The sequence below is a fragment of the Pandoraea sp. B-6 genome (assembly GCF_000282835.1).
Classification (GTDB): domain Bacteria; phylum Pseudomonadota; class Gammaproteobacteria; order Burkholderiales; family Burkholderiaceae; genus Pandoraea; species Pandoraea cepalis.
The window spans coordinates 45,339-56,095 of record NZ_KB290542.1 but is presented as its reverse complement, the minus strand read 5'-3'; the positions used below and the strand labels follow the sequence as shown (position 1 = coordinate 56,095).

The window sequence follows — 10,757 nt, the reverse complement described above, 5'->3', positions numbered from 1 at the left end:
GGCAGGCGACCCGCGCGGTCGCCTGCCTGCCGGCGCTGATCGGCGCGTGGCGCGATCCGGCGGGCGGGCTGCTGATGTCGGCGTCGGGTTACGCACCCGTTGATTCGGTGGCGCAGGCACGGCCCGATCTGCGGCCACATCAGGAAAAGCCGGCCCGCGTGGTGAACATGAGCGCGATCGGTGATGCCCTTTGCCATCCGGGCGACGATTCGTTCGGGCCGAAGATCGAGGCGCTGGTGGTCTACAACAGCAATCCAGTGGCGGTGGCACCGGAGTCGGGCAAGGTGGCGGCGGGCTTCGCCCGGGAAGATCTCTTCACCGTGGTGTTGGAGCATTTCCAGACCGATACTGCCGATTATGCGGACTTCGTGCTGCCGGCAACGACGCAGCTCGAGCATCTGGATATCCACAAGGCTTACGGCCATACCTATCTGCTGGCGAATAATCCGGCCATTGCGCCGCTCGGCGAAGCCAAGCCCAACTCGGAAATCTTTCGTCTGTTGGCGGGGCGCATGGGATGGCAGGAGGCTTGTTTCTCCGATACCGACGATCAATTGGCCGCGCAATCCATTCGCTGGGACGATGCTCGCATGGCAGGGGGTGACTGGGAGACCCTCAAGCGGAATGGGTGGATCCGATACGATCTGCCGGACGCGCCTTTTGCGAACGGGCAGTTCTACACGCCTTCGGGCAAGTGTGAGTTTTATTCCGAGCGCATGCTGCAGGAAGGTTTCGATCCGCTACCCGACTGGGTGCCGCCGTACGAATCGGTGGCGAGCAATCCGGATCTGGCGGCACGCTATCCCCTGGCAATGATTTCACCGCCCGCCCGTCACTTCCTGAATTCGAGCTTCGTGAACGTCGATAGCCTGCGTGCCTCGGTGGGAGAGCCGACGCTCGATATTCATCCCGCGGATGCCGCGCCTCGAGGCATTGAGAATGGCGGCGATGTGCGAATCTTCAACGATCGAGGCATCTTGAGCGCAAAGGCTCGGGTGACGGAGAAGGCACGTGAAGGCGTCGTGGTGGGTCTGTCTATCTGGTGGAAGAAACTCGCTCCGGACGGCAAGAATGCCAACGAGGTCACCAGCCAGCAGCTGACCGATCTGGGACGAGCGCCAACGTTCTACGATTGCCTGGTCGAAGTCGCGCCGGCATAAGACCGGTCGTCACGCCTGCCGATGCCGAGCTGACGCCGAGGAGCCCGCGATGCGTAACCCTGCTGCGATGCTCACACCGTTCCCGGTGTTCTCCGCATGCCGGCGTTCGATGTTTCGCGCCGCCGTGGGTTTAGCCGCCGGCTGGGCGGTACTGTTCGGTCTTGCCGGATGCGGCCAGGTCGGTTACTACGCGCAGTCGATTAACGGGCACTTCACCGTGTTGCATGAAGCGCAGCCGGTGTCCGATCTGCTTGCCGACCCATCGGTTGCCCCGCATTTGCGCACACGGCTGATAGAAGCCGAGCAAATCCGAAGCTATGCGGTGTCCGCGCTCGGTGAACCGGACAACGGGAGTTATCGTAGCTATGCGGACCTCAAGCGACCGTTCGTCGTCTACAACGTCTTCGCCGCGCCCGCGTTGTCGTTGAAGCTTCGCGAATCCTGCCTGCTGGTCGTCGGATGCGTCGAGTATCGGGGCTATTACTCTCGTGAATCCGCCGAGGCTTATGCGGCCGAGTTGCACCGAGATGGCTGGGAGACGTTCGTCGCGGGGATTCCGGCGTATTCAACGCTGGGCTATTTCGACGATCCACTGCTCAACACTTTCATCTATCTTCCGCGGGCGGAAGTGGCGCGGATGATTTTCCACGAACTCGCGCATCAGATTCTATTTGTTCGAGGCGATACGGCATTCAACGAGTCTTTCGCCGTGACAGTGGAAACCGTGGGCGTACGGCGCTGGCTGACGGCGCATCCCGACGCGGCCATGGAATACGAGCGATACGACGCGCACCGACGCCAGTTCCGTCAATTGGTGGAGGGTTATCGCAAGCGCTTGGAAACCCTGTACGACGGCTCGGAAACGAACGCGCAGAAGATCGCGACCAAGGACGCGCTGTTCGCCAGCATGCGTGCTGACTACGAGCGATTGAAGGCGTCCTGGGGTGGGTACAAGGGGTTTGACCTTTGGTTTGCCTCGCACTTGAATAACGCCAAAATCGGATCGTTCGCGACGTATAACCAGTGGGTGCCGGCGTTCATGGCGATGCTGGCGGAGGTGCATGACGACCTGCCAGCCTTTTATGCCGCCGTTAAAACCTTATCGAAGCGGCCAGAGGCCGAGCGCGTTGCAGCGCTCACCGCGCTAGACAGCACCCCGGCGGCCGCCGCAGCGCGCGACTTGCTCGACAAGCCGTTGCAGGCGCGGCGATAGACTGTCTGAGGAACACCGCAGAATCTGGATCCGAGCGTCCGAGCCCGGCGTTCGACGCGCGAAGGGCGAAGGGCGACACCGAGCCTTGAGCGTCAACGCGGCGCAGGTCGAACGTTGGAGATCCCGGATCTAAAGTGAGTGGCGGTGTCGCCGTTTCAGATGGGATACGGCGCCTCGCATCCCTCAGGCAATCACCGACTTCAGGTCGCCCAGCAGGGCATAAAGTTGCTTCTGCCTGTCTTCCGGCAGCCTTCCCAGGCGCTGCTCGATCCACTGTTCATGAGCACGAGCCATATCAGAGAACGCCTTCTTACCGCGTGGCGTGAGCTTGATCAGAAAGGCGCGCCGGTCATTGGCGACCGTCTGGCGCGTGACCCAGCCTTCCTTCTCCAACTGATCGGTAATGCCCGTGACGTTTCCGCCGGTGACCATCATCCGCTTGCTAAGCTCCCCCATCTTCAGCCCCTCGGGGTGTCGGTCGAGTTGCGCGAGCAGATCGAAGCGAGGCAGCGTGCAATCGAAATCCTGGCGCAAGCGCGAGCGGATGTCTGTCTCGATCATGTTGGCGCAGGTGAGGAGACGCAGCCATAGCCGCAGGGCATCGTGCTCGCGATCGTGGGCTCGGGTTTCGAGATCGAGAGAGTCGGCGTCGGCGAGGCTCATGGTGGGCAACGTAAAATTTACAGTATGGAAATTTTAGGTTTGAAATAAACCCTCGGTCAAGCTGGGGTCGTTACGAAGTCCTGGTGCACGCGATGCCAGCAACCGGCAAACGGTGGCAGCAGTTGCTGCTTCGCCGACACGATAAAAAAAGGGCACCCGAAGGTGCCCTTTCGTCAAAGCCTAAGTGACAGAAGCTGTCAGCTTAGAACTTGTGACGGATACCAGCCGTAACGGCGAACTGGTTCGTGCTGTTCGCGAAGCCTTGGCCGTTCATCGACGCGCCGCCAGGAGCGTCGTTGTTGGCGTGTTGCCACAGACCAACCAGGTACGTGTCCGTGCGCTTCGACAGGAAGTAGTCGACGCCCAGGTTGACTTGGTGGTACTTCGGCGAAATATCGGTCGTGCCCGATGCCAGCTTCGTCCAGGTGTACGTGTAAGCCAGGCCCAGTTGCAGGGCCGGGGTCAGCATGTACTTGCCGTTCAGTTCGACGTTGTCGAACTTCCAGCTGCCGCCGCCGATGTAGTCATACTTGCTGTGGCTGTAGACCAGGCCAACCGTAGCCGGACCGAAGGCGTACGAACCGCCTGCCGAAGCAATGTATGCCTTGTCGCTGGAGGCCAGGCCGCCGGCGGTCATCGCCGTGTTCTGGTCGCCGCTCAGCAGCACGCCGCTCGAGTTGCTGCCCGGTGCGCCGAGGTACAAGTAGCCAGCGCCCAAGGTCAACGGACCGTTGGCGTAGCCCATACCAACCGACCATGCACGGTTGTTCGCGAAGCCCGTGCCCGTCGAACCGTTGTTAGCCGAGTTCGAGAAGCCGTACAGAGCGCCAGCGCTGAAGCCGTTGTAGTTGGCGGTCGTGTACTTGATCGAGTTGTTGATGCGGAACGAGTTGTTCAGGTTGTCGTTATCGAACGGGTGAGCGCCCGAATACGTTGCCCATTGGCTGCCCGAAGCGAACGGACCAACGAAGTCAACTACGGAGTCGTACTGACGACCGATCGACACCGTGCCAGCCGTTGCGCTGCTCAGGCCAACGTAAGCTTGACGACCGAACAGGCGACCGCCTTGAGCCGACATGCCGTTGTTGACGTTGAAGCCGCTTTCCAGCACGAAGATCGCCTTCAGGCCGCCGCCCAGATCTTCAGCGCCCTTCAGGCCCCAACGCGAACCTTGCAGGTTGCCGCTGTTCAGCGAAATGTTCTTGGTGGCGTTGCCCGTGCCGGCAACGTTGCCGCCCGTCTTGTTCACGTACGTGAAGCCACCGTCGATGATACCGTACAGGGTCACGCTGCTTTGAGCGTGAGCAGCGCCAGCGAATGCGCCGAGCACACCCAGAGCGAGAAGCGACTTTTTCATTGAGTGATCTCCAAAGGATTGTGAGATTTGTTTAACAAGGTCACTAGTGATAACGTCCTTGCTAATCAACTTCGCGAGAAGTTGGACGTAATGTAACAAATTCACTGTGGGCGGCAAAGGAAAAGGCCGGTTTTGCGCGGGTTTGCGGCGTCCTTTGTTTCGTTTACGCAACAGCCCGCAAACCGGCGTCCAGCGGGGCTTTCATGCCTTTGCGCCCGCGCAAGGCGCGCCGGACAAAGGCGCGTATCATCCGTGACGGACGTGACGCAATCGTCTGGCGTCCCACATTGTGAAAAATCGAAGTGAGTTGAAAGTACGATGTTTTCCGACAGCCTGATCTCTGAACTTGACCGCGGCCTGCGAGCGATCGCCGGCGTTACGCAAGCCTCCCGCCCGACACCTGCTGTCGATGCTTCCCACTCTACTATATTGAGTGACGCACCGATCGGCGACGACGCGTTGACGCCGCAAGAGCGGCGGCATGTTGCGGGCCTTATGCGCGTGAATCACGTGGGGGAAGTGTGCGCGCAGGCGCTTTATCAGGCGCAGAAGCTGGCGACAACGCGTCCGGAGCTGCGCTCCGCCTTCGAGCGCGCCGGCAAGGAGGAAGAAGATCACCTTGCCTGGACGGCGCACCGTCTCTCGGAACTCGGCTCGCGCCCGAGCCTGCTCAACCCGCTCTGGTATGCCGGCGCGTTTGCCATCGGCTTCGTGGCGGGCAAGTGCGGCGACAAAGTCAGCCTGGGCTTCGTGTCGGAGACGGAGCGGCAGGTCGAGCACCATCTTGATAGCCACCTCAACGACTTGCCACCGCACGACGTGCGCTCGCGCGCCATCGTTGACCAAATGCGCCGGGACGAGATCGAGCACGGTCAGGCGGCGCGCGACGCCGGCGGGATTGATCTGCCCGCCCCGGTACAGCGCGTAATGCGCGCGGCCGCGAAAGTCATGACGACGACGGCCTACTATATATAGAGCACTTGAAATAGCGCGCCCGAAATAGAGCACTTGAATAGAGCCCCTGAAGCGTTTCCTCGATTGACCCCCACCTCCCGTGTCGATCTTCCCCTCGTGTGGCGCGTGCCAACCGGCAGTTGCCGCGCCTTGGCTCGGCGTAAGTGCGCACTACTCGCTAGCGATAGTGCTGGCGGGCCTCCCGCGAGGCAGTATCTAAAGTTTGAGGTTCCACATTCACTATCGCAGTTATGTCTTTAATTTTCCTGACAAAATTCCGTTTTCCGGCTTTAGGAAAGTGAGCTAAGTCATTGTTCTGCCTAACAAATTCCCTCCGAAAATCGGGTGAAACGCTTGACCGCCCAAACACTCTCCTCTAAAGTGGGAAATAGTGTGAGAAAGTGTATTTTTGTGTGGTGTAGAGCACAAAATCTTTCTCGTTCGGCATGACGGGCAGGCGGACGAAACCTCACGGGAGCGCATGTGTTTCAGGGAGCCTCGGCACTTTCACTGGATGCGAAGGGACGGATGTCGATTCCGGCCCGGCATCGTGACGTGCTGCAAGGCGACGCGCAAGGCAAGGTGACAATCACCAAGCACCCCGACGGATGTCTGCTGCTGTTCCCGCGTCCCGAATGGGAAATCTTCCGCGGCAAGATCGCCGCACTGCCGATGGACGCGCACTGGTGGCGACGCATCTTCCTGGGCAACGCTGCCGACGTCGAGATGGATTCGGCGGGACGTGTCCTGGTGGCGCCCGAGTTGCGCGCGGCCGCGGGCATGGACAAGGAAGTCATGCTGCTGGGCATGGGCAGTCACTTTGAACTCTGGGATGCCGCGACGTACGCCGCCAAGGAACAGGCGGCAATGGCGCAAGGCATGCCGGATGCACTGAAAAACTTCACTTTTTGACAGATCAGGTGGTCCGACGAGCATGACGCACGCGGTGGAAACGGTTATGCAGCACCGCACGGTCCTGCTTGAGGAGGCCGTGGATGCCTTGCTGTGGCGCGACGACGGCGTCTACGTCGACGGCACCTTCGGCCGCGGCGGGCACAGTCGCAGGCTTCTCGAGCGGCTGGGCGCCAAGGGGAGGCTGATCGCGTTCGACAAGGATCCCCAAGCGATCGCGGAGGCGGCAAAAATTGCCGATCCGCGATTTTCGATTGAACACGACAGCTTTGCGACGTTGCGCGAGGCGCTAGCCCGCCGCGGTATCGACAAGGTGTCGGGGGTGTTGCTGGATCTGGGCGTGTCGTCACCGCAGGTCGACGACCCCGCGCGCGGATTCAGTTTTCGTTTCGACGGCCCGCTCGACATGCGCATGGATCCCACGCGCGGTGAGTCGGCCGCCGATTGGCTGGCCCGGGCAACGCTGGAAGACATGACGGAGGTCATCAAGGACTATGGGGAAGAACGGTTTGCTTTTCAGATTGCAAAGGCGCTTGTTGCTCGCCGGGCAAACGCCGATCGCCTCGGTCCACTCGTCAGCACACGCGAGCTTGCCGAGATCGTGGCGGGCGCCGTCAAGACCCGTGAGAAGGGCAAGGACCCGGCAACACGCACCTTTCAGGCTCTACGGATTCACGTCAATCAAGAGCTTGCGGACTTGCAGATAGCCCTCGACGTAGCGGCCGATGTCCTCGAAACGGGAGGCAGACTCGTGGCGATCAGCTTTCATTCGCTGGAAGACCGCATCGTGAAGCGCTTCATGCAAGCGCGCTCGAGTGCGCCGGTGGTGGACCGCCGCGTGCCCTTGCGTGCCCACGAAATTCCCGAACCGCCGTTCAAGGCCAGCCGCAAGATCAAGCCGTCCGCCGCCGAGGTGGAGGCGAACCCGCGTTCGCGCTCGGCCATCATGCGGGTCATGGAGCGGGTGTCACCATGAGCCGGCTCAATGCGCTTCTGCTCGTGTTGCTCATCGGCTGCGCGCTGTCGCTGATCAATGCCCAGTATCGGGCACGCGGTACGTTCGTCGAACTCAATCGCGAGCAGGCGCTCGAGCATCAATTGTTGCAGGACTGGGATCGCCTCCAGTACGAGCAGAGCGCGCAAAGCAAGAGTGCCCGCATCGAAAGCGTTGCGCGCAACGACCTGAAAATGCAGGCCGTCTCGCCCGGTCGCACGCAATATCTGTCCGCACCGGCCGGTAGCGCCGGCGCGATGGTTGACGTGCCGGTGCCGAGCGCGAGTGCCGCGTCCGCGCCCGAGAGCGGAGGCAAGCGATGAATCGCCGCAAGGACGCCAAGGCCAAGACCAAGGATGTGCAGTTCTCTGCCAGCCCGGTCCTGTCCGTGCGTCTGCCGATGTGGCGATCGAAGATGCTCGTCTTCGTGATATTCGGTGCGTTCGGATCGCTGGTCGCGCGCGCCTTCTGGATTCAGGGCCCGGGCAATGCCTTCTATCAGCGCCAGGGTGAGAGCCGTTACGAACGCACACTGGAGATGTCCGCCACGCGCGGCAAAGTGTTCGACCGTAACGGACAGGTGCTTGCCACCAGTCTGCCCGTCAAGGCCATCTGGGCCATTCCCGAAGACGTGCCCGACGATATCTCGACGCAACAGGTGCGCCAGCTCGCGCGTCTGCTCGAGATGGGCGAGCCGGATCTGCGCCGGAAGCTGAATCAGGAAAAGAGCTTCGTCTATGTGAAGCGCCAGGTGTTGCCGGACGTGGCCAAGCAGGTCGCCGATCTGGACATCCCGGGCGTGTACCAGCGCAAGGAATACAAGCGTTTCTATCCGGAAGGCGAGATCGCGGCCCACGTGGTCGGCTTCACGAACGTGGAAGACATCGGGCAGGAAGGCGTCGAGTTGTCGATGCAGAAGGATCTGGCGGCCACGCCGGGAAGCCGTCGCGTCATCAAGGATCGTCTCGGCCGGGTGGTCGAAGGTGTCGACATCCTGGCGCAGCCGCGCGACGGTCATGACATCACGCTCTCGATCGACAGCAAGATCCAGTTCCTCGCCTATAGCGAACTGAAAGACGCCATCGAGCGCACGGGTGCGAAGGCCGGCAGCGCCGTGGTGCTCGATGTACGCACGGGTGAAGTGCTGGCGCTCGCGAACCTGCCGACGTACAACCCCAACAACCGTACCAACCTGACCGGCGCGCAGTTGCGCAACCGGGTGATGACCGACACGTTCGAGCCGGGCTCGATCATGAAGCCGATCACCATTGCCGCTGCCCTCGAAAATGGGCACGTGACGCCGACGTCGACGGTGATGACGACCGGCCGGGCCAACTTCTTCGGCGCGAACATCACGGACACGCACGACTACGGTCTGCTTACCGTGGCGGGCGTCATCCAGAAGTCCAGCAATATCGGCACCGCCAAGATCGCGCTGCAGATGAAGCCGCAGGAAATGTGGGACATGTTCACGAGCGTCGGCCTCGGCCAAGCGCCGAAGATCGGTTTCCCGGGCGCGGTGGCGGGGCGTTTGCGTCCGGCCAAGAGCTGGCGTCCGATCGAGCAGGCGACGATGGGCTACGGCTATGGCCTGTCGGCGTCGCTGATTCAACTGGCGCGTGCCTATACCGTGTTCGCGCATGACGGCGAGCTGCTGCCGATCTCCATTTACAAGACAGATGGCAGCGTCGTGAAGGGCACGCCGGTGATTTCTCCCGCGACGGCCCGCGAAGTGCGCAAGATGCTGGAAATGGTGACGTCGCCCGGCGGTACCGCCACGCGGGCGCAAGTGATCGGCTATCGCGTCGGCGGCAAGACCGGCACGGCGTACAAACAGTCGGGCAAGGGATACGACAAGAGCAAATATCGCGCGTCGTTCGTTGGCATGGCACCGATGTCCGAGCCGCGCATCATCGTGGCCGTCACGCTCGACGAGCCGGGGCGCGGGTCGCACTACGGTGGCGTGGCCGCCGGTCCGGCGTTCGCGGCGATCGTGGGCGGCACGTTGCGCGCGTTGAATGTGGTGCCGGATTCGCCGGTAACGAAGCTCGTCGTGAGCGACAAGGTGGAGGAGAGCGAGCCATGGGCACCGTGACCCCGACGCCGCACAACCCCGCCACGCTCGCGCTCATCGCCGACGCCGCCGAGCGCGCCACGCTGACGCAGGCGTGGGACTGGCTGCGCCGTACGGTGCCGGCCGGTGCAGCGCTGCAGGCTGACAGCCGTCGCGTGACGTCGGGCGATGTCTTCGTCGCGTACGCCGTCAAAGGCGCCGACAGCCGCGGTTTCATCGCCGACGCCGTGGAGCGCGGCGCTGCCGCAGTGCTCTGGCAGAGCGACGACTTCACTTGGCCGGCGTCGCTGGCCAGCCTCGCGAACGTGCCGGCGTTCGGCGTGCCGCGACTTGACTGGCTGGCAGGCCCGCTGGCGGCGCTCTGGTGCGGTGAGCCGAGCGTTGGCATGACGACGTTGGGCGTAACCGGCACAAACGGCAAGACATCGTGCAGTCAGTGGCTCCCGCAACTGTTGTCGAAAGCGGGCAAGCGCAGCGCGGTGATCGGCACGCTGGGTAGCGGCTTTCCCGGGCATCTGACGGTGACCGGGTTCACCACGCCCGATGCGGTCCAGTTGCAGCGCAGCCTGAGCGACCTGCGGGCGCAGGGCGCGGCGGCGGTCGCGATGGAGGTGTCGTCGCACGGTCTCTATCAGGGACGCGTGAACGGCGTGGCCTTCGACATCGCTGTCTTTACCAATCTGACGCAAGACCATCTCGATTACCACGGCACGATGGCCGAGTACGAGGCGGCGAAGACGCGTCTGTTCGACTGGCCGGGCCTCAAGGCGGCCGTCATCAATCGCGACGACGCGATGGGGCAACGCCTGCTCGCGCGTCTGGCCGGGAAGACGCCGGTCTATGAATACGGCCTGCATGGCGACGCGAAGTCGGCGCATGGCAACGTTGTGCTGCGCGCCGAGGATATCCGCGCGACCACTGCAGGTACGCGCTTCACGCTGTATCTCGGTGATCACAGTCAGCAGATCACTGTGCCGCTTATCGGCGAATTCAATGTGAGCAACGCGCTCGCCGTGCTGGGTGCGGCGCTCGCCGCCGGGGCGCCGCAAGACGCCGCCATTGCCGGGCTTGCCGCGCTCACCCCCGTGTCCGGGCGTATGGAGCAAATCGGACAGCCGGGGCAGCCGCTGGTCGTCATCGACTACGCGCACACCCCCGACGCACTCGATAAGACGCTCGACGCGTTGCGGCCGGTAGCCTCGGCGCGTGGCGGCAAGCTCGTCTGTGTCTTCGGCTGCGGGGGTGACCGCGATACGGGCAAGCGTCCGCAAATGGGCGCGGTGGCGGAGCGCCTGGCCGACGCCGTCGTGCTCACGAGCGACAACCCGCGCACGGAAGTGCCGGCCGACATCATGGCGCAAATCGCCGCGGGCCTTGCGCACCCGGGCGCGGCACGTTGCATCGAAGACCGGGCGAGCGCGATTCTGCAG

10 protein-coding genes are annotated in these 10,757 nt (G+C 62.6%); 8 read left to right on the top strand and 2 right to left on the bottom strand.

Annotated elements, in window-relative coordinates; all coding sequences use genetic code 11:
- Nucleotides 1–1,160 (top strand): molybdopterin-dependent oxidoreductase (locus A985_RS29455; protein ID WP_017234768.1); only part of this gene is annotated, 1,160 nt, incomplete at its 5' end.
- A gap of 109 nt (nt 1,161–1,269) precedes the next feature.
- Nucleotides 1,270–2,373 carry an aminopeptidase gene (locus A985_RS0118010; protein WP_039830502.1) on the top strand — a complete coding sequence of 368 codons (1,104 nt, stop codon included), beginning with the start codon at nt 1,270–1,272 and terminating at the stop codon, nt 2,371–2,373.
- 183 nt (nt 2,374–2,556) lie between these two features.
- Here the strand turns inward: A985_RS0118010 and A985_RS0118005 are convergent, their stop codons facing one another.
- Together A985_RS0118005 and A985_RS0118000 are read right to left on the bottom strand one after the other, a co-directional pair.
- Nucleotides 2,557–3,036 (bottom strand): MarR family winged helix-turn-helix transcriptional regulator, encoded by a 480-nt coding sequence (locus A985_RS0118005; protein ID WP_017234766.1) that lies wholly within the window; start codon nt 3,034–3,036, stop codon nt 2,557–2,559.
- A gap of 202 nt (nt 3,037–3,238) precedes the next feature.
- Nucleotides 3,239–4,393: a porin gene (locus tag A985_RS0118000; protein ID WP_017234765.1), complete on the bottom strand. Its 1,155-nt coding sequence runs from the start codon at nt 4,391–4,393 to the stop codon at nt 3,239–3,241.
- Between the two features lie 318 nt (nt 4,394–4,711).
- Between A985_RS0118000 and coq7 the strand changes: the two genes are divergently transcribed.
- From coq7 to A985_RS26075, 6 genes are all read left to right on the top strand, one after another.
- A complete protein-coding gene (coq7, locus tag A985_RS0117995; RefSeq protein ID WP_026132112.1) occupies nt 4,712–5,368 on the top strand; it encodes a 2-polyprenyl-3-methyl-6-methoxy-1,4-benzoquinone monooxygenase in 657 nt (218 codons plus the stop codon).
- A gap of 462 nt (nt 5,369–5,830) precedes the next feature.
- Nucleotides 5,831–6,259, top strand: coding sequence for a division/cell wall cluster transcriptional repressor MraZ (mraZ, locus tag A985_RS0117990; RefSeq protein WP_026132111.1), 429 nt, complete (start codon nt 5,831–5,833; stop codon nt 6,257–6,259).
- A gap of 46 nt (nt 6,260–6,305) precedes the next feature.
- Nucleotides 6,306–7,235 carry a 16S rRNA (cytosine(1402)-N(4))-methyltransferase RsmH gene (rsmH, locus tag A985_RS0117985; protein WP_017234762.1) on the top strand — a complete coding sequence of 310 codons (930 nt, stop codon included), beginning with the start codon at nt 6,306–6,308 and terminating at the stop codon, nt 7,233–7,235.
- Nucleotides 7,232–7,576 carry a cell division protein FtsL gene (ftsL, locus tag A985_RS0117980; RefSeq protein ID WP_017234761.1) on the top strand — a complete coding sequence of 115 codons (345 nt, stop codon included), beginning with the start codon at nt 7,232–7,234 and terminating at the stop codon, nt 7,574–7,576. Before rsmH ends, ftsL begins: the two co-directional genes overlap by 4 nt.
- On the top strand, nt 7,573–9,348 hold the full coding sequence (locus tag A985_RS0117975; protein WP_017234760.1) for a penicillin-binding protein 2: 1,776 nt from the start codon (nt 7,573–7,575) through the stop codon (nt 9,346–9,348). Before ftsL ends, A985_RS0117975 begins: the two co-directional genes overlap by 4 nt.
- On the top strand, nt 9,336–10,757 hold a 1,422-nt coding region (locus tag A985_RS26075; protein ID WP_232424670.1), incomplete at its 3' end, for a UDP-N-acetylmuramoyl-L-alanyl-D-glutamate--2,6-diaminopimelate ligase. The genes A985_RS0117975 and A985_RS26075, both read left to right, overlap by 13 nt.

Bases quoted from the DNA above. Each gene is read 5' to 3' on its own strand.
- A985_RS0118010 (WP_039830502.1), top strand. From the start codon at position 1,270: ATGTTTCGCGCCGCCGTGGGTTTAGCCGCCGGCTGGGCGGTACTGTTC.
- A985_RS0118005 (WP_017234766.1), bottom strand. From the start codon at position 3,036: ATGAGCCTCGCCGACGCCGACTCTCTCGATCTCGAAACCCGAGCCCAC.
- A985_RS0118000 (WP_017234765.1), bottom strand. From the start codon at position 4,393: ATGAAAAAGTCGCTTCTCGCTCTGGGTGTGCTCGGCGCATTCGCTGGC.
- coq7 (WP_026132112.1), top strand. From the start codon at position 4,712: ATGTTTTCCGACAGCCTGATCTCTGAACTTGACCGCGGCCTGCGAGCG.
- rsmH (WP_017234762.1), top strand. From the start codon at position 6,306: ATGCAGCACCGCACGGTCCTGCTTGAGGAGGCCGTGGATGCCTTGCTG.
- ftsL (WP_017234761.1), top strand. From the start codon at position 7,232: ATGAGCCGGCTCAATGCGCTTCTGCTCGTGTTGCTCATCGGCTGCGCG.
- A985_RS0117975 (WP_017234760.1), top strand. From the start codon at position 7,573: ATGAATCGCCGCAAGGACGCCAAGGCCAAGACCAAGGATGTGCAGTTC.